At 69.7% G+C, this 16,120-nt stretch carries 23 protein-coding genes; 20 read left to right on the top strand and 3 right to left on the bottom strand.

Annotated features, from left to right (window positions below; all coding sequences use genetic code 11):
- Window positions 1-71 precede the first annotated feature (71 nt).
- Together fusA and tuf are read left to right on the top strand one after the other, a co-directional pair.
- Window positions 72-2,132, top strand: a complete 2,061-nt coding sequence (gene fusA / locus EKO23_RS14860) for an elongation factor G (protein ID WP_425464399.1) — start codon at window positions 72-74, stop codon at window positions 2,130-2,132.
- A 69-nt stretch (window positions 2,133-2,201) separates the two neighbouring features.
- Complete coding sequence (tuf, locus tag EKO23_RS14855; protein ID WP_134718625.1) at window positions 2,202-3,395, top strand: elongation factor Tu; 1,194 nt, start codon at window positions 2,202-2,204, stop codon at window positions 3,393-3,395.
- 339 nt (window positions 3,396-3,734) lie between these two features.
- On the opposite strand, the gene EKO23_RS14850 is transcribed toward tuf, so the two are convergent.
- Window positions 3,735-4,496, bottom strand: a complete 762-nt coding sequence (locus tag EKO23_RS14850; RefSeq protein WP_167880491.1) for a hypothetical protein — start codon at window positions 4,494-4,496, stop codon at window positions 3,735-3,737.
- 122 nt (window positions 4,497-4,618) lie between these two features.
- Here EKO23_RS14850 and trmB point away from each other — a divergent pair, with 122 nt between their 5' ends.
- The gene (gene trmB / locus EKO23_RS14840; RefSeq protein WP_134718619.1) at window positions 4,619-5,347 is read left to right on the top strand and encodes a tRNA (guanosine(46)-N7)-methyltransferase TrmB; all 729 of its coding nucleotides are present in this window, start codon (window positions 4,619-4,621) and stop codon (window positions 5,345-5,347) included.
- 21 nt (window positions 5,348-5,368) lie between these two features.
- Here the strand turns inward: trmB and EKO23_RS14835 are convergent, their stop codons facing one another.
- Both EKO23_RS14835 and EKO23_RS14830 read right to left on the bottom strand, forming a co-directional pair.
- The gene (locus EKO23_RS14835; protein WP_134718617.1) at window positions 5,369-5,797 is read right to left on the bottom strand and encodes a hypothetical protein; all 429 of its coding nucleotides are present in this window, start codon (window positions 5,795-5,797) and stop codon (window positions 5,369-5,371) included.
- A 63-nt stretch (window positions 5,798-5,860) separates the two neighbouring features.
- Window positions 5,861-6,481 (bottom strand): TetR/AcrR family transcriptional regulator, encoded by a 621-nt coding sequence (locus tag EKO23_RS14830; protein WP_167880490.1) that lies wholly within the window; start codon window positions 6,479-6,481, stop codon window positions 5,861-5,863.
- Between the two features lie 76 nt (window positions 6,482-6,557).
- Here EKO23_RS14830 and EKO23_RS14825 point away from each other — a divergent pair, with 76 nt between their 5' ends.
- From EKO23_RS14825 to EKO23_RS14745, 17 genes are all read left to right on the top strand, one after another.
- Window positions 6,558-7,463, top strand: coding sequence for a homocysteine S-methyltransferase family protein (locus EKO23_RS14825; RefSeq protein ID WP_134718613.1), 906 nt, complete (start codon window positions 6,558-6,560; stop codon window positions 7,461-7,463).
- A 9-nt stretch (window positions 7,464-7,472) separates the two neighbouring features.
- Complete coding sequence (locus tag EKO23_RS14820; RefSeq protein ID WP_246051101.1) at window positions 7,473-8,768, top strand: MFS transporter; 1,296 nt, start codon at window positions 7,473-7,475, stop codon at window positions 8,766-8,768.
- Between the two features lie 388 nt (window positions 8,769-9,156).
- Complete coding sequence (gene rpsJ, locus EKO23_RS14815) at window positions 9,157-9,465, top strand: 30S ribosomal protein S10 (RefSeq protein WP_007078637.1); 309 nt, start codon at window positions 9,157-9,159, stop codon at window positions 9,463-9,465.
- 11 nt (window positions 9,466-9,476) lie between these two features.
- Window positions 9,477-10,148 (top strand): 50S ribosomal protein L3, encoded by a 672-nt coding sequence (rplC, locus tag EKO23_RS14810; protein ID WP_134718611.1) that lies wholly within the window; start codon window positions 9,477-9,479, stop codon window positions 10,146-10,148.
- 2 nt (window positions 10,149-10,150) lie between these two features.
- Window positions 10,151-10,789 carry a 50S ribosomal protein L4 gene (rplD, locus tag EKO23_RS14805; RefSeq protein WP_134718609.1) on the top strand — a complete coding sequence of 213 codons (639 nt, stop codon included), beginning with the start codon at window positions 10,151-10,153 and terminating at the stop codon, window positions 10,787-10,789.
- The gene (gene rplW / locus EKO23_RS14800) at window positions 10,786-11,091 is read left to right on the top strand and encodes a 50S ribosomal protein L23 (protein ID WP_134718607.1); all 306 of its coding nucleotides are present in this window, start codon (window positions 10,786-10,788) and stop codon (window positions 11,089-11,091) included. Before rplD ends, rplW begins: the two co-directional genes overlap by 4 nt.
- A gap of 29 nt (window positions 11,092-11,120) precedes the next feature.
- The gene (gene rplB, locus EKO23_RS14795; protein WP_134718605.1) at window positions 11,121-11,957 is read left to right on the top strand and encodes a 50S ribosomal protein L2; all 837 of its coding nucleotides are present in this window, start codon (window positions 11,121-11,123) and stop codon (window positions 11,955-11,957) included.
- Window positions 11,958-11,962: 5 nt separating this feature from the next.
- Entirely contained in the window at window positions 11,963-12,244 is a 282-nt protein-coding gene (rpsS, locus tag EKO23_RS14790; RefSeq protein ID WP_090969263.1) for a 30S ribosomal protein S19, read from the top strand.
- A 33-nt stretch (window positions 12,245-12,277) separates the two neighbouring features.
- Window positions 12,278-12,700 carry a 50S ribosomal protein L22 gene (rplV, locus tag EKO23_RS14785; protein ID WP_134718603.1) on the top strand — a complete coding sequence of 141 codons (423 nt, stop codon included), beginning with the start codon at window positions 12,278-12,280 and terminating at the stop codon, window positions 12,698-12,700.
- Window positions 12,700-13,539: a 30S ribosomal protein S3 gene (gene rpsC, locus EKO23_RS14780; protein ID WP_134718601.1), complete on the top strand. Its 840-nt coding sequence runs from the start codon at window positions 12,700-12,702 to the stop codon at window positions 13,537-13,539. The genes rplV and rpsC overlap by 1 nt, the downstream gene beginning before the upstream one ends.
- 5 nt (window positions 13,540-13,544) lie before the next feature.
- Window positions 13,545-13,964, top strand: a complete 420-nt coding sequence (rplP, locus tag EKO23_RS14775) for a 50S ribosomal protein L16 (RefSeq protein WP_134718599.1) — start codon at window positions 13,545-13,547, stop codon at window positions 13,962-13,964.
- A complete protein-coding gene (rpmC, locus tag EKO23_RS14770; protein ID WP_134718597.1) occupies window positions 13,964-14,203 on the top strand; it encodes a 50S ribosomal protein L29 in 240 nt (79 codons plus the stop codon). The genes rplP and rpmC overlap by 1 nt, the downstream gene beginning before the upstream one ends.
- Window positions 14,200-14,472 (top strand): 30S ribosomal protein S17, encoded by a 273-nt coding sequence (gene rpsQ, locus EKO23_RS14765; protein ID WP_134718595.1) that lies wholly within the window; start codon window positions 14,200-14,202, stop codon window positions 14,470-14,472. Before rpmC ends, rpsQ begins: the two co-directional genes overlap by 4 nt.
- A 105-nt stretch (window positions 14,473-14,577) precedes the next feature.
- Complete coding sequence (rplN, locus tag EKO23_RS14760) at window positions 14,578-14,946, top strand: 50S ribosomal protein L14 (protein WP_011757324.1); 369 nt, start codon at window positions 14,578-14,580, stop codon at window positions 14,944-14,946.
- The gene (gene rplX / locus EKO23_RS14755) at window positions 14,946-15,308 is read left to right on the top strand and encodes a 50S ribosomal protein L24 (RefSeq protein WP_217702637.1); all 363 of its coding nucleotides are present in this window, start codon (window positions 14,946-14,948) and stop codon (window positions 15,306-15,308) included. The genes rplN and rplX overlap by 1 nt, the downstream gene beginning before the upstream one ends.
- 1 nt (window position 15,309) lies before the next feature.
- Window positions 15,310-15,885 (top strand): 50S ribosomal protein L5, encoded by a 576-nt coding sequence (gene rplE / locus EKO23_RS14750; RefSeq protein WP_134718593.1) that lies wholly within the window; start codon window positions 15,310-15,312, stop codon window positions 15,883-15,885.
- A gap of 1 nt (window position 15,886) precedes the next feature.
- Window positions 15,887-16,072 carry a type Z 30S ribosomal protein S14 gene (locus EKO23_RS14745; RefSeq protein WP_011757321.1) on the top strand — a complete coding sequence of 62 codons (186 nt, stop codon included), beginning with the start codon at window positions 15,887-15,889 and terminating at the stop codon, window positions 16,070-16,072.
- Window positions 16,073-16,120 lie beyond the last annotated feature (48 nt).

Below are 16,120 nucleotides of genomic sequence, written 5' to 3'. Positions count from 1 at the left end.
TCGAGGGACTGAGACTTTCAGTGGCTGTCGACATCACCACGGACCTCAACAAGGTCCGCAACATCGGCATCATGGCGCACATCGACGCCGGCAAGACCACCACCACCGAGCGGATCCTGTTCTACACCGGCATCACCTACAAGATCGGTGAGGTCCACGAGGGCGCTGCCACGATGGACTGGATGGAGCAGGAGCAGGAGCGCGGCATCACCATCACGTCCGCCGCGACGACCTGCTGGTGGAAGGACCACCAGATCAACATCATCGACACCCCCGGGCACGTCGACTTCACCGCCGAGGTCGAGCGCTCGCTGCGCGTCCTCGACGGCGCGGTCGCGGTGTACGACGGCGTGGCCGGCGTGGAGCCGCAGACCATGACCGTGTGGCGCCAGGCCAACAAGTACTCCGTGCCCCGGATGTGCTTCGTCAACAAGCTGGACCGCACCGGCGCCGACTTCTTCCGCTGCGTCGACATGATGGTCGAGCGCCTCAACTCCACCCCGCTGGTCCTGCAGCTCCCGATCGGCGCGGAGTCCGACTTCCTCGGCGTCGTCGACCTGGTCGGCATGCGCGCGCTCACCTGGCGCGGCGAGACCAAGATGGGCGAGGACTACGAGGTCGAGGAGATCCCCGAGGACATGGCCGAGCAGGCCGCCGAGTACCGCGAGAAGCTCCTCGAGACCCTGGCCGAGGCCGACGACGACGTGATGGAGAAGTACCTCGAGGGCGAGGAGCTCTCCGTCGCGGAGATCGAGGCCGCCATCCGTCGCGCCACCCTGGCCGACAAGCTCAACCCGGTCCTGTGCGGCACCGCGTTCAAGAACAAGGGCGTGCAGCCCCTGCTCGACGCGGTCGTGAAGTTCCTCCCCTCCCCGCTCGACATCGACGGCATCAAGGGCCACGCGGTGAACGACGAGGAGAAGGAGATCATCCGGCAGCCGAAGGACGACGAGCCCTTCTCCGGCCTGGCCTACAAGATCGCCGCCGACCCGCACCTCGGCAAGCTGACCTACGTGCGCGTCTACTCCGGCAAGCTCGAGGCCGGCTCGACCGTGGTCAACTCGGTCACCGGCCGCAAGGAGCGGATCGGCAAGGTCTACCAGATGCACGCCAACAAGCGTGAGGAGATCGCGTCGGTCGGCGCCGGCCAGATCGTGGCCGTCATGGGCCTCAAGGACACCAAGACCGGTCACACCCTGTGCGACCCGACCAACCAGGTCGTCCTCGAGTCCATGACCTTCCCGGCCCCGGTGATCGAGGTCGCCATCGAGCCGAAGACGAAGGGTGACCAGGAGAAGCTGAGCCTGGCGATCCAGCGGCTCTCCGACGAGGACCCGACCTTCACGGTCAAGACTGACGAGGAGACCGGCCAGACGATCATCGCCGGCATGGGCGAGCTCCACCTGGAGATCCTCGTCGACCGCATGAAGCGCGAGTTCCGGGTCGAGGCGACCGTCGGCCGTCCGCAGGTGGCCTACCGCGAGACCATCCGCAAGAAGGTCGCGAACCACTCCTACACCCACAAGAAGCAGACCGGTGGTTCCGGTCAGTTCGCGAAGGTCATCATCTCGATCGAGCCCAGCATCGACGAGGAGACCGGCGCCGGCGCGGGCTACGAGTTCGCGAACAACGTGACCGGTGGTCGCGTGCCGCGCGAGTACATCCCGTCGGTCGACCAGGGTGCCCAGGAGGCCATGGAGTTCGGCGTCCTCGCCGGCTACCCGATGGTCGACGTCAAGGTCTCCCTCGAGGACGGCGCCTACCACGACGTGGACTCCTCGGAGCTCGCGTTCAAGATCGCCGGCAACCAGGCCTTCAAGGAGGCCGCGCGCATGGCGAAGCCGGTCCTCCTCGAGCCGATGTTCGCGGTCGAGGTGACCACGCCGGAGGACTTCCTCGGCACCGTCATCGGCGACATCAACAGCCGCCGCGGACAGATCCAGGCACAGGAGGAGCGTCACGGTGACATGGTCATCAACGCCCTCGTGCCGCTCTCCGAGATGTTCGGGTACGTTGGCGATCTGAGGTCCAAGACCTCGGGTCAGGCGTCGTACTCGATGGAGTTCGACTCGTACGCCGAGGTTCCCACGAACGTCGCCGACGAGATCATCAAGAAGGTCCGCGGCGAGTAACTCCCGCGGGTCCTCGGCACCACAGCACAACCACGAGTCAAGAAACACACCAACCAGGAGGAGCCCACAGTGGCTAAGGCGAAGTTCGAGCGGACCAAGCCGCACGTCAACATCGGCACGATCGGTCACATCGACCACGGCAAGACGACCCTGACTGCCGCGATCACCAAGGTCCTGCACGACAAGTACCCGGACCTGAACCCGTTCACGCCGTTCGACGAGATCGACAAGGCTCCCGAGGAGCGCCAGCGCGGCATCACGATCTCCATCGCGCACGTCGAGTACCAGACCGAGGCGCGCCACTACGCGCACGTCGACTGCCCGGGTCACGCCGACTACATCAAGAACATGATCACCGGTGCGGCCCAGATGGACGGCGCGATCCTCGTGGTCGCCGCCACCGACGGTCCGATGCCGCAGACCCGTGAGCACGTGCTGCTCGCCCGCCAGGTCGGCGTGCCGGCCCTGGTCGTGGCCCTGAACAAGTGCGACATGGTCGACGACGAGGAGCTCATCGAGCTCGTCGAGATGGAGGTGCGCGAGCTCCTCTCCGAGTACGAGTTCCCGGGCGACGACATCCCCGTCGTGCGCGTGGCGGCCTTCCCGGCCCTCAACGGCGACGCCAAGTGGGGCGAGTCGATTGCCGAGCTCATGTCGGCCGTCGACGAGTACATCCCGACCCCGGAGCGCGACACGGAGAAGCCGTTCCTCATGCCGGTCGAGGACGTCTTCACCATCACCGGTCGCGGCACCGTGATCACCGGTCGCATCGAGCGCGGCATCGTGAAGGTGAACGAGGAGGTCGAGATCGTCGGTATCCGCGACAAGTCGCAGAAGACCACGGTCACCGGCGTCGAGATGTTCCGCAAGCTGCTCGACGAGGGCCAGGCCGGTGAGAACGTCGGTCTGCTGCTCCGCGGCACCAAGCGCGAGGACGTCGAGCGCGGCATGGTCGTGATCAAGCCGGGCACCACCACCCCGCACACCAACTTCGAGGCCTCGGTCTACATCCTCTCGAAGGAGGAGGGCGGCCGTCACACCCCGTTCTTCAACAACTACCGTCCGCAGTTCTACTTCCGGACCACGGACGTGACGGGCGTCGTGACCCTGCCCGAGGGCACCGAGATGGTCATGCCGGGTGACAACACCGAGATGTCGGTCGAGCTCATCCAGCCGATCGCCATGGACGAGGGCCTCCGCTTCGCGATCCGCGAGGGTGGCCGCACCGTCGGCGCCGGCCGCGTCACCAAGATCACCAAGTGATCTAGCAGCACCTCACCGCTCGACCCCGGACCTCTGCTGGTCCGGGGTCGAGCTGCATTTCGGGCATTGCCCCGGCCCGCGCCAGCGGCTCCGGTCGCCGCCTGCGGCGACGCACCGCGCGCGGAGGCGGCGCGTCGGCCGGGTGGCCACTTCTTCGGTACGGCGCCGCTGCGGCCGCCGCGGCCAAGCCCCTTGAGTGCGCGCGGCACCTCGCCTCCGGCGTCGACCTCCGCCGAACGGTGGTGGAGGAGCGAGCGCCGGCGAGCGTCTCGAAACCACCACCCGGGATCCGGGGTCGGTGGTGCCGGGTGTCTGCGTCGTGGCCGTGCCGCGCCGCGGTCAGGGGGCCGGCGCGACGTCGGGGGTCGACTCGTCGTACCCCTCGGCGCCGTCACGGTCGATCCGGTCCGTCTCGCGGAAGCCGGTCAGACGTTGCCCGGCGGTGTTGGTGGCGGGGCTCGTGGCCCAGCCCACGAGCGGGTCGGCGGCGATGTCCGCCACGACCTCCGGGGCGATCGCGCCGTCCGCATCGTAGCTCTCGTACGTCAGCTGCAGCTCGCGGCCGGGGCCGGACACCAGGGCCATCGCGACGCTGCCGTCCGCGTTGTCGTCGCTGAAGCCGTGCTCGCTGGTCAGCACCAGCACCGTCGTGCCGTCCTCGAGCACGATGCACCGGACCGTCGTGCCGGCCTCGTCCGCGCCGGCGTCCGCGTAGTCCGCGCAGGAGACCTCACCCCGGTCACCCGGGAGGTACGCCGGGTCGGCCGCCTGCACGGCCAGCCAGTTGTGGCCGCCGCCGAGGTCCAGGCGCAGGTCGACGCCGAGCCCGCGGGTGTCCTCCATGTCGGTCAGGCCTCCGGACGCCTCGAGCACCCGGGTGTCGCCGAGGTGTGCGATCACTGCGGCGGCGAGGCCGCGCGCCGTTGCCGGTTCGAGGGTCGGGTCGGCCGACGCGCCGGCCACGGCGGTGCTCGACGAGGGGACCTCGCGTACCGCACGGTCGGCCCCCTCTGCCGAGCCGCACGCCGAGAGGGCTGCAGCGAGGACCGCCGTGGTGAGCCCGGTGGTCAGTGCGGTGGTGAGCGGGCGGCGCGGTGTCATGGCGTCCTCCTTCGTCGGGGTGGCCCCAGCGTGCGGCCGCGCCGCACCCGCCCGCCTGAGCACGGGTACCCAACCGCCATGGCCCTTCCGGTCGCCGACCCGGGTTGCGAGAGGATGGCGGCATGTCCGAGCCGCACGCCCGCCCCGCGCGCCCGCACCAGAAGCTGACCGAGGACGGGCGCCGGATGCGCGAGGTGCTGACCTACGCCCGCCGCGGCAACCGGTTCACCCCGCGCCAGCAGCAGGCGTGGGACGCCTACGCACGCCGGTACGTCGTGCCCGACGAGGCCGTGGACGACCCCGGGTTCACGCTGGCCGGGCTCTTCCCCGACCCCACCCGGCCGCTGGCGGTGGAGATCGGCTGCGGTATCGGTGAGGCCACGGTCGCGCTGGCCTCGGCCCGGCCGGAGGTCAACGTGGTGGGCTTCGAGGTCTGGCGCCCGGGCGTCGCCGACTGCGTCGGCCGGTTCGGGGAGGCCGGCCTCGACAACGTGCGGATGCTCGGCGTGGACGCCGTCTGGTCGATGGAGAACCTCGTCGGGCCGAGCAGCCTGACGGAGCTCTGGACCTTCTTCCCCGACCCCTGGCACAAGAAGAAGCACCACAAGCGGCGCCTGGTCTCCCCGGCCTTCGCCCGCCTCGTCGGAGAGCGCCTGGTGCCCCGGGGCAGCTGGCGGCTGGCGACCGACTGGGCCGACTACGCCGAGCAGATGGTGGAGGTCCTCGACGCCGAGCCGACGCTCGAGGGCGGCGTGGTCGGACGCTGGGCCGAGCGGCCGGTGACCCGGTTCGAGCGCAAGGGGGTCGCGGCGGGGCGCAGCATCACCGACCTCGCCTACCGCCGGGCCTGAGGCGCGCCGACCGGAGGGCGGTCAGGCCGCCTGCGCCGGCGGGTCGACGTCGAGCCCGGCCTCCGCGAGCAGGAACTGGAGGTGCAGCCGCTCGGCGTCCCGCTCCGTCCCCTCCGTCACCCCGGTCAGCAGGTCGGGCACGTCGAGTGCCCGGCACGCCTGCAGCAGCAGGTCGTCGTACGCCGCGAGCCGGGCGGTGCGGCGCAGCGCCGACTCCCCGGGACCGGGTGCCTGGACCAGTCGGTGCACCCGCCGCAGGTCGCGGGCGATCGCCTGGAGCGGCCGGTTGGGCAGCACCTCCGGCTCGGGTCGCGCGAGGTGCAGCCGGCGGGCGGCGCGCAGCACCGCCTCCCCGACCTCGCCCTGGTGGCAGAGGAAGAGCCACAGGGCCCCGAACCCCACCGAGAGGATCACGGTCGAGAGCGCCACGATGAGCAGCCCGACCAGCATCTCTCCACGGTACGCCGGGCCGCCGGGTGACGGCAGCGTCTTTTCGGAGGGTTCGGCGGGTGGTCAGCGGGCGCGGAGCAGGGCGCGCACCAGGTCGCGCAGCACGTGGAGCTGGCGGCGCATGTGGCCGGGGTCGCCGGTTGCCCGGGCCAGCAGGAACGCACCCTCGAAGGTGACGAACACGTGGTCGGCGAGCGCGTCGACGTCGACCTGGTGCCGGCGCCCGCCGGCCCCGTCGGCCAGTGCCGCCGCGAGCAGCCGGGCCAGCCCGTCGCGCCACGCGACGACGGCCTTGACGATCGGCTCGGCGGTGCCGGCGTTGACCAGCTGCCGCTCGGTGAGCACGGAGATGTAGAGACAGCTCGACTGCTCGTCCATGAGGTCGTCGGCCCGCTCCTCGAACCAGGCGAGGAACGCGTCGACCTGCCCGAGGGGTTCGTCGGTGACGGCCTCGGCGTACGCGGTCGCCGCGTCGAGCTGGGCGACGTCACCGGCGGCGTAGCGCTCGACCAGCGCACGGGCGAGGTCGAGCTTGGAGCCGAAGTGGTGGAAGAACGCCCCCTTGGAGGTGCCCGAGGCGGCGATCACCTGGTCCACCGAGGTGGCGGCGTAGCCGTTCTCGATCACCAGCGCCTCGGCGCTGATGAGGATCCGTTCGCGCGTGGGGCGTCCGTCGCGGGGCACAAAGTCCTTGATACCAGACCAAACAGTCTGATACAAACAGACCGAATAGTCCGTTACGTCCCTTTGGAGAAACGTCATGAGCACCACGACACAGTTCGTCACCGACGGCGGCCTGGAGACCGACCTGATCTTCAACAAGGGGATCGACCTGCCCGACTTCGCGGCGTTCCCGCTGCTCGAGGACGAGCGCGGCCGGTCCCTGCTCTCGGACTACTACGACCAGTACGCCGGGATCGCGGCCGCCGCGGGCGCCGGGCTGCTGCTCGAGGCCCCGACCTGGCGGGCGAACCGGGACTGGGCCGCCCGGCTCGGGTACGACGCGTCCCGGCTGGCCGCGGTCAACGAGGCCGCGGTCCTGTTCCTCCGCGAGGTCGCGGCCCGGTGGGACGACCGGCTGTCGGCGGTCCGGGTGAGCGGGCAGGTCGGGCCGCGCGGCGACGGCTACCGGCCGGGCGCGGCGATCGACCCGCAGGAGGCCGCCGACTACCACCGGCCGCAGCTCGCCGCGTTCGCGCGGGCCGGCGCCGACCAGGCGACCGTGCTCACGCTGACCGACGTCGGCGAGGCCGTCGGCGTCGCCGCCGCGGCCCGCGAGGTCGGCCTCCCGGTCGCGATCGGGTTCACCGTCGAGACCGACGGCCGGCTGCCCGGCGGCACCACCCTCGAGGAGGCGGTGACCGCGGTCGACGCGGCCGGCGGCCCGGCGTACTTCGTCGTCAACTGCGCGCACCCGCAACACATCGAGCGCGGCGTGGGCGACGAGGCTCCCTGGCGCTCGCGGGTCGGCGGGCTGCGCGTGAACGCCTCGACCATGAATCACGAGGAGCTCGACAACTCCACCGAGCTGGACGACGGCGACCCCGACGCCCTGGCGGCAGACCATGTCCGGCTCGAGGCGTCGTTCCCCGCACTCTCGGTCGTGGGGGGCTGCTGCGGGACCGACGCCCGGCACGTCGCCGCCCTCTGGCGAGACCGCGCCTAGCATGTCCCGGTGACCGCCACCCTGCCCGCGTCCGGGCGCACCCGGATCCACCGGGCCTGGTGGGTGGCCGCGGTCACCATGGGCGCGCTGGTCGCCGCCGCGGGATTCCGCTCGTCGACCGGCGCGCTGCTCGAGCCGCTGGAGGCGGAGTTCGGCTGGAGCCGGGCCACCACCTCCGGGGCGGTCAGCCTGAACCTCGTGGTCTACGGGCTGACCGCCCCGTTCGCGGCGGCCCTCATGGAGCGCTTCGGCATCCGCCGGGTCGTCACCGCCTCGCTGGCCCTGGTCGCGCTCGGCTCCGGCCTGACCCTGGTGATGACCAGCCCCTGGCAGCTGTGGCTGCTCTGGGGGTTCGCGGTCGGCATCGGGACCGGCTCGCTGGCGCTGGTGTTCGGCGCGATCGTGGCCAACCGGTGGTTCGTCCGCCACCGCGGGCTCGTGATCGGGATCTTCTCGGCGGCCAGCTCGACCGGGCAGCTGGTCTTCCTGCCCGCGATCGCCCAGCTCGCCGACGGGCCCGGCTGGCGCTGGGCGGCCGGGCTGGTCACGCTGTTCGCACTGCTGCTGGTGCCGCTGGTGTGGTGGGTCCTGCGGGACCAGCCCACCGACGTCGGCACCACACCGTACGGCGCCCCGCCGGACTGGCAGCCCCTGCCCCTGAAGGCGGTCCGTCGCAGCGCGGCGTGGGTGGCGCTCGACGCCCTGCGCGAGGCGTCCCGGAGCCGCGCGTTCTGGATCCTGTTCGTCACCTTCTGGATCTGCGGCTGGTCGACCAACGGGCTGATCGGGACCCACTTCATCCCCGCGGCCCACGATCACGGGATGCCCGCCACCACCAGCGCCTCGCTGCTGGCCCTGATCGGCATCTTCGACATCGCCGGCACCGTCGCCAGCGGATGGCTCACCGACCGCGTTGACTCCCGCTATCTGCTGTTCGGCTACTACTTCCTCCGCGGCCTGTCGCTGCTGGTGGTGCCGTGGCTGCTCGGACCGCACGTCCACCCCAGCCTGTTCCTCTTCATCCTGTTCTACGGCCTGGACTGGGTCGCCACCGTGCCGCCGACGGTGACCCTGTGCCGGGTGCACTTCGGGATCGAGCGGTCCGGCGTCGTCTTCGGGTGGGTCTTCGCCAGCCACATGGTCGGCGCCGGCGTCGCGGCCAGCTACGCCGGGTGGATCCGCACCTGGCAGGGCGACTACTTCGCGGCGTGGATGACCGCCGGCGGCCTGTGCCTGCTGGCGGCGCTCCTCTGCCTCGCGATCCCGCGCCGTGGTCCGGCCGGGGTGGCCGACCAGCGGGCCTGACCGGGGACCGCCCGGTGGTCGTGGGCCGTGGACGTCCTGATTTGGTGTCTCAGGGACATCTCTGCCAAGATAGTCCGGTTGCTTCGGCGGGTTGCCGGGGTGCGACCAACTTGACTACTGAATCGCGTTTCCAGAACGACGTTCGGTGGTTGGCGTGTGGCCGCACCGGACCTGGAGACCCGATCGGCCCGACGAACCCGTCGGGCGTCACCACAACAGCTGCGAGATCCCGGTCTCGTGTTGCGCAGAAAATGTGCGACACGCCCGACCGCGGGGGTCGGCGGTGCGAGGTGGCGGGGCACGGGCGGTGCGGCTCCACCCGGAGGCGCGTCGTGAGAGGACAGCACGCGGTACCCCCGGGTACGAACGAAAAGGACGAGAGAGACCTATGGCGGGACAGAAGATCCGCATCAGGCTCAAGGCCTATGACCACGAGGTGATCGACACCTCGGCGCGGAAGATCGTGGACACCGTCACCCGCACGGGTGCGAAGGTCGCCGGCCCGGTGCCGCTGCCGACCGAGAAGAACGTCTTCTGCGTCATTCGCTCGCCGCACAAGTACAAGGACTCCCGCGAGCACTTCGAGATGCGCACCCACAAGCGCCTCATCGACATCATTGACCCCACGCCGAAGACGGTCGACTCGCTCATGCGCCTCGACCTGCCTGCCGGCGTTGACATCGAGATCAAGCTCTGAGGTCGCGAGTCATGACTATCGAACGCAATGTGAAGGGCCTGCTGGGCACCAAGCTCGGCATGACCCAGACCTGGGACGAGAACAACCGCATCGTCCCCGTGACCGTCGTCGCCGCGGCGACCAACGTGGTCACCCAGGTCCGCCAGCCCGAGACCGACGGCTACAACGCCATCCAGGTCGGGTTCGGTGAGATCGAGGGCCGCAAGGTCACCAAGCCGGCCGCGGGCCACTTCGCCAGGGCCGGCGTCACCGCGCGCCGCCACCTGGTCGAGATCCGCACCGCCGACGCCGCGTCGTACGCCGTCGGCCAGGAGCTGACCGCCGAGCTCTTCGAGGCCGGCGACGAGATCGACGTGACCGGGACGAGCAAGGGCAAGGGCTACGCGGGCACGATGAAGCGCCACGGCTTCGCCGGCGTCTCCGCCTCGCACGGTGCCCACCGCAACCACCGCAAGCCGGGCTCGATCGGCGCCTGCGCCACGCCCGGTCGCGTCTTCAAGGGCATGCGCATGTCCGGCCGGATGGGTGGCGACACCGTCACCACCCAGAACGTCACGGTGCACGCCGTCGACGCAGAGAAGGGCCTGATCCTCCTCAAGGGTGCCGTCCCCGGCCCCAAGGGTGGCGTCGTGGTCCTCCGCTCGGCCGCCAAGAAGACCGTCACCTCTGGCAAGGAGGCCTGAGCATGGCGACCAAGACCAAGACCGTGAAGGTCGACCTGCCCGCCGAGATCTTCGACGTGGACGTCAACGTCCCGCTGATCCACCAGGTCGTCGTCGCGCAGCAGGCCGCCGCCCGCCAGGGCAGCGCCGCCACCAAGACCCGCGGCGAGGTCCGCGGTGGTGGCCGCAAGCCCTACAAGCAGAAGGGCACCGGCCGCGCCCGTCAGGGCTCGACCCGGGCGCCCCAGTTCGCCGGCGGCGGCACCGTCCACGGCCCGCAGCCGCGTGACTACGACCAGCGCACCCCCAAGAAGATGAAGGCCGCCGCCCTCCGTGGCGCCCTCTCCGACCGGGCCCGCAACGACCGCGTCCACGTGGTCGAGTCGCTGGTCACCGGCGACGCGCCGTCGACCAAGACCGCGCTCGCCGCGCTGGCCGGCCTCTCGGACCGTGTCCGCTTCCTGGTGGTGCTCGAGCGGGGCGACAACCTGACCTGGCTGTCGCTGCGCAACGCCGCGAACGTCCACATCATCGCGGTCGACCAGCTCAACACCTACGACGTCCTGCTGTCCGACGACGTGGTGTTCACCAAGGGCGCGTACGACGCGTTCGTCGGTGCCGCGGGCGGCGCGAAGGCCGAGACCGAGGAGGCTGCCAAGTGAGCACCCTGCACAAGGACCACCGCGACATCCTGATCGCACCGGTCGTGTCCGAGAAGAGCTATGGCCTCCTCGACGCGAACAAGTACACCTTCCTGGTGCGTCCGGACGCCAACAAGACCGAGATCAAGATCGCGGTCGAGAAGGTGTTCAACGTCAAGGTGACGTCGGTCAACACGATCAACCGCCAGGGCAAGACGCGTCGTACCCGCTTCGGCATGGGCAAGCGTGCCAACACCAAGCGCGCGATCGTCAGCCTCGCCGAGGGCCACCGCATCGACATCTTCGGAGGTCCGGTCTCCTGACCGGGCACCTGGATAACGAGGACTGAGAAATGGCTATCCGCAAGTACAAGCCGACCACCCCGGGCCGTCGCGGCTCGTCGGTCGCCGACTTCGTCGAGGTGACCCGGTCGACGCCGGAGAAGTCGCTGACGCGCCCGCTGCCCAAGAAGGGCGGCCGCAACAACCAGGGCCGGATCACCACCCGGCACCAGGGTGGCGGCCACAAGCGTGCCTACCGCGTCATCGACTTTCGTCGCTACGACAAGGACGGCGTTCCGGCCAAGGTCGCGCACATCGAGTACGACCCGAACCGCACCGCGCGCATCGCGCTGCTGCACTACGCCGACGGCGAGAAGCGCTACATCATCGCGCCGCGCGGCCTGGCGCAGGGCACCGTCGTGGAGTCGGGCCCGAACGCCGACATCAAGTGGGGCAACAACCTCCCGCTGCGCAACATCCCGGTCGGCACGACCATCCACTGCGTGGAGCTGCGTCCGGGCGGCGGCGCGAAGATCGCCCGCTCGGCCGGCAACTCGGCCCAGCTGGTCGCCAAGGAGGGCTCGCGCGCCACGCTGCGCATGCCGTCCGGCGAGATGCGGTTCGTCGACGTCCGCTGCCGCGCCACCATCGGTGAGGTCGGCAACGCCGAGCAGTCGAACATCAACTGGGGCAAGGCCGGCCGCATGCGCTGGAAGGGCAAGCGCCCGACCGTCCGCGGTGTGGTCATGAACCCGGTCGACCACCCCCACGGCGGTGGTGAGGGCAAGACCTCGGGTGGTCGCCACCCGGTGTCCCCCTGGGGCCAGCCGGAGGGCCGCACGCGCAAGCGCAAGGCGTCCGACTCCCAGATCATCCGTCGTCGCAAGACCGGCAAGGGTAGGAAGTAACCGAGATGCCTCGCAGCCTGAAGAAGGGCCCCTTCGTCGACGACCACCTTCAGAAGAAGGTGGACGCCGAGAACGAGAAGGGCAGCCACAACGTCATCAAGACCTGGTCGCGCCGCTCGATGATCGTGCCCGACATGATCGGCCACACGATCGCCGTGCACGACGGCCGCAAGCACGTTCCCGTGTTCGTCACCGACTCGATGGTCGGTCACAAGCTCGGCGAATTTGCCCCCACCCGCACCTACCGCGGGCACGTGAAGGAAGACCGGAAGGGTCGCCGCCGCTGACGCGGGGCGATCAGGAACTGGAGAGAACGAGCAATGAGCGTTACTGAGCGCCGGCGCACCAGCGCCCGCCGCGAGTCGCTGCTCGGCGACCAGCCGGGCGCCTTCGCGAGCGCACGCTTCGTGCGGATCACCCCGATGAAGGCCCGCCGTGTCGTCGACATGGTCCGCGGCCTCCCCGTCGAGGACGCCCTGGCCCTGCTGCAGTTCGCGCCGCAGGCCGCCGCCGAGACCGTCTACAAGGTCCTCGAGAGCGCCGTCGCGAACGCCGAGACCACCGAGGGCCTGGACACCTCGGACCTGGTCGTCTCGGTCGCGATGGTCGACGAGGGCCCGACGATGAAGCGGTGGCGTCCGCGTGCGCAGGGTCGGGCGACCCGCATCAACAAGCGCACCAGCCACATCACGCTGGCCGTGCAGCCGGCTGATGCCGTCGAGAAGAAGGGACGGACTGCCTGATGGGGCAGAAGATCAACCCGAACGGCTTCCGCCTCGGTATTTCGACCGACCACAAGAGCCGCTGGTACGCCGAGAAGCTGTACAAGTCGTACGTCGGCGAGGACGTCGCGATCCGCAAGCTCCTGTCCAAGGGCATGGAGCGGGCCGGCATCTCCAAGGTGGAGATCGAGCGCACCCGTGACCGCGTCCGGGTCGACATCCACACCGCGCGTCCGGGCATCGTCATCGGCCGCCGCGGCGCCGAGGCCGACCGCATCCGTGGCGAGCTGGAGAAGCTCACCGGCAAGCAGGTGCAGCTGAACATCCTCGAGGTCAAGAACCCCGAGGTCGACGCGCAGCTGGTCGCCCAGGGCGTCGCCGAGCAGCTCGCCGGCCGTGTGCAGTTCCGTCGCGCGATGCGCAAGGCGATCCAGACCTCCATGCGCTCCGGTGCCAAGGGCATCCGGATCCAGTGCTCCGGCCGCCTCAACGGCGCCGAGATGTCGCGCACGGAGTTCTACCGCGAGGGCCGCGTGCCGCTGCACACCCTCCGTGCCGACATCGACTACGGGTTCTACGAGGCCAAGACCACCTTCGGCCGCATCGGCGTGAAGGTCTGGATCTACAAGGGCGAGGTCGCGGGCACCCGCGCCGAGCGTGAGGCCCAGGCGGCCGCGCGCGCCGGTGCGCCAGGTGGCGGCCGTGGCCGTCCGTCCCGCGGTGGCGACCGTCCGAGCCGGGGCTCGCGCGGCGACCGACCGACGCGTGCCGACCGTGCCGCCTCCGAGGCGCCGGCGACCGAGGCTCCGGCCGAGACCGCCGCTCCGGCCGAGGCTGCGACCACCGGACAGGAGGGCTGAGCACCATGTTGATGCCCCGTCGTGTCAAGCACCGCAAGCAGCACCACCCCAAGCGGACCGGTGCGGCCAAGGGTGGCACCCGTCTCGCCTTCGGCGAGTTCGGCATCCAGGCGGTCGAGGGTCACTACGTGACGAACCGGCAGATCGAGTCGGCCCGTATCGCGATGACCCGTCACATCAAGCGTGGCGGAAAGGTGTGGATCAACATCTACCCCGACCGTCCGCTGACCAAGAAGCCTGCCGAGACCCGCATGGGTTCCGGAAAGGGTTCCCCCGAGTGGTGGGTTGCCAACGTCAAGCCCGGCCGCGTCATGTTCGAACTTTCCGGAGTGGACGAGGACGTTGCCCGCGAGGCGATGCGCCGCGCGATGCACAAGCTTCCGATGAAGTGCCGCTTCGTCTCCCGCGAGGCAGGTGAATTCTGATGGCAACCGCATACGAACTCGACGAGATGAGCAACGTCGACCTCGAGACCAAGCTGCGCGAGGCCAAGGAGGAGCTGTTCAACCTCCGATTCCAGGCGGCCACCGGCCAGCTGGAGAGCCACGGCCGGCTGCGCACGGTCAAGAAGGACATCGCCCGGATCTACACCGTGGTGCGCGAGCGTGAGCTCGGCATCCGCACCGCTCCGGGCTCGAGCAACGAGAAGGGCGGCGCCGCATGAGCGAGCAGGCTTCCACCGAGCGCACCGCGCGCAAGGTCCGTGAGGGCCTCGTCGTCAGCGACAAGATGGACAAGACCGTGGTCGTGTCCGTCGAGGACCGTGTCAAGCACGCCCTCTACGGCAAGGTCATGCGTCGCACCAGCAAGCTGAAGGCGCACGACGAGACCAACGAGTGCGGCATCGGCGACCGGGTCCTGATCATGGAGACCCGTCCGCTGTCGGCCACCAAGCGCTGGCGCGTCGTCCAGGTCCTCGAGAAGGCCAAGTGACACCCGGCCCCACGGCCGACCCGCAGTTTTCAAACCATTCAGTTCGGCAAGGCTCGTCGCCCGCCTGAGGCGGCGAGAACCGGCTCGACAACCAGGAGATAACCGATGATCCAGCAGGAGTCGCGACTCAAGGTCGCCGACAACACCGGTGCGAAGGAGATCCTCTGCATCCGTGTTCTCGGCGGCTCTGGTCGGCGCTACGCCGGTATCGGCGACGTCATCGTCGCCACCGTCAAGGACGCGATCCCCGGTGGCAACGTGAAGAAGGGTGACGTGGTCAAGGCCGTCGTCGTCCGCACGGTGAAGGAGCGCCGTCGTCCGGACGGCTCCTACATCCGCTTCGACGAGAACGCCGCCGTGATCCTCAAGAACGACGGCGAGCCACGTGGCACCCGCATCTTCGGCCCCGTGGGCCGTGAGCTGCGCGAGAAGAAGTTCATGAAGATCATCTCGCTCGCCCCGGAGGTGCTGTGATGGCGAAGTCGCTGAACATCAAGAAGGGCGACACCGTCAAGGTGATCGCGGGCAAGGACAAGGGCGCCGAGGGCAAGGTCATCGCCGTCCTTCGTGACGAGGACCGCGTCATCGTCGAGGGCGTCAACCGCGTCAAGAAGCACGAGAAGGTCGTCAACCAGGGCGGCCGCGACGGCAAGACCGGCGGCATCGTGACCACCGAGGCCCCGATCCACGTGTCCAACGTGATGCTGGTCGTCGGCGACGACGTGACCCGCGTCGGCTTCCGCCGCGACGAGGTCAGCAAGCGCCGCCCGGACGGCTCGACGTACACCGCGGGCCGCAGCGTCCGTGTGTCGCGCAAGACCGGCAAGGAAATCTGAGATGACCGAGACCCAGAACAAGACCGAGGCCCCGCAGGCCCGGCTCAAGCAGCGCTACCGCGAGGAGATCGTTCCCGCCCTCCGTGGCGAGTTCGAGTTCGCCAACGTCATGCAGGTGCCCGGGCTGACCAAGATCGTGGTCAACATGGGCGTCGGCGAGGCGGCCCGCGACTCGAAGCTGATCGAGGGCGCGATCAAGGACCTCACCGCGATCACCGGCCAGAAGCCGCAGGTCACCAAGGCCCGCAAGTCCATCGCGCAGTTCAAGCTGCGTGAGGGCATGCCGATCGGTGCGCACGTCACGCTGCGCGGCGACCGCATGTGGGAGTTCCTGGACCGGCTGCTGTCGCTGGCGCTCCCGCGCATCCGCGACTTCCGCGGCCTGTCGCCCAAGCAGTTCGACGGCCGGGGCAACTACACCTTCGGCCTGACCGAGCAGGTCATGTTCCACGAGATCGACCAGGACAAGACCGACCGGCAGCGGGGCATGGACATCACGATCGTGACCACGGCCGCCAACGACGACGAGGGTCGGGCGCTGCTCAAGCACCTCGGCTTCCCGTTCAAGGAGAACTGACATGGCGAAGACTGCTCTGAAGGTCAAGGCCGCCCGCAAGCCCAAGTTCGCGGTCCGTGGCTACACCCGGTGCCAGCGCTGCGGCCGGCCCAAGGCCGTCTACCGCAAGTTCGGCCTGTGCCGGATCTGCCTGCGCGAGATGGCTCACCGCGGTGAGCTCCCCGGCGTGACCAAGTCCAGCTGGTAATCCACTCAACACACGATCGCTGAAGGTCGGCCCGCGAGACGGCGGGTC

This window comes from Nocardioides guangzhouensis (genome assembly GCF_004519545.1).
Taxonomy (GTDB): Bacteria; Actinomycetota; Actinomycetes; order Propionibacteriales; family Nocardioidaceae; genus Nocardioides; species Nocardioides guangzhouensis.
Note: the sequence above shows the minus strand (reverse complement) of the source record. Positions and strands in the feature narration are given on the sequence as shown.

Coding starts and splice junctions, on each gene's coding strand:
- fusA (WP_425464399.1), top strand. CDS start 72: ATGGCGCACATCGACGCCGGCAAGACCACCACCACCGAGCGGATCCTG.
- EKO23_RS14850 (WP_167880491.1), bottom strand. CDS start 4,496: ATGACACCGCGCCGCCCGCTCACCACCGCACTGACCACCGGGCTCACC.
- trmB (WP_134718619.1), top strand. CDS start 4,619: ATGTCCGAGCCGCACGCCCGCCCCGCGCGCCCGCACCAGAAGCTGACC.
- EKO23_RS14835 (WP_134718617.1), bottom strand. CDS start 5,797: ATGCTGGTCGGGCTGCTCATCGTGGCGCTCTCGACCGTGATCCTCTCG.
- EKO23_RS14825 (WP_134718613.1), top strand. CDS start 6,558: ATGAGCACCACGACACAGTTCGTCACCGACGGCGGCCTGGAGACCGAC.
- rpsJ (WP_007078637.1), top strand. CDS start 9,157: ATGGCGGGACAGAAGATCCGCATCAGGCTCAAGGCCTATGACCACGAG.
- rplC (WP_134718611.1), top strand. CDS start 9,477: ATGACTATCGAACGCAATGTGAAGGGCCTGCTGGGCACCAAGCTCGGC.
- rplD (WP_134718609.1), top strand. CDS start 10,151: ATGGCGACCAAGACCAAGACCGTGAAGGTCGACCTGCCCGCCGAGATC.
- rplB (WP_134718605.1), top strand. CDS start 11,121: ATGGCTATCCGCAAGTACAAGCCGACCACCCCGGGCCGTCGCGGCTCG.
- rpsS (WP_090969263.1), top strand. CDS start 11,963: ATGCCTCGCAGCCTGAAGAAGGGCCCCTTCGTCGACGACCACCTTCAG.
- rplV (WP_134718603.1), top strand. CDS start 12,278: ATGAGCGTTACTGAGCGCCGGCGCACCAGCGCCCGCCGCGAGTCGCTG.
- rpsC (WP_134718601.1), top strand. CDS start 12,700: ATGGGGCAGAAGATCAACCCGAACGGCTTCCGCCTCGGTATTTCGACC.
- rplP (WP_134718599.1), top strand. CDS start 13,545: ATGTTGATGCCCCGTCGTGTCAAGCACCGCAAGCAGCACCACCCCAAG.
- rpmC (WP_134718597.1), top strand. CDS start 13,964: ATGGCAACCGCATACGAACTCGACGAGATGAGCAACGTCGACCTCGAG.
- rpsQ (WP_134718595.1), top strand. CDS start 14,200: ATGAGCGAGCAGGCTTCCACCGAGCGCACCGCGCGCAAGGTCCGTGAG.
- rplN (WP_011757324.1), top strand. CDS start 14,578: ATGATCCAGCAGGAGTCGCGACTCAAGGTCGCCGACAACACCGGTGCG.
- rplX (WP_217702637.1), top strand. CDS start 14,946: ATGGCGAAGTCGCTGAACATCAAGAAGGGCGACACCGTCAAGGTGATC.
- rplE (WP_134718593.1), top strand. CDS start 15,310: ATGACCGAGACCCAGAACAAGACCGAGGCCCCGCAGGCCCGGCTCAAG.
- EKO23_RS14745 (WP_011757321.1), top strand. CDS start 15,887: ATGGCGAAGACTGCTCTGAAGGTCAAGGCCGCCCGCAAGCCCAAGTTC.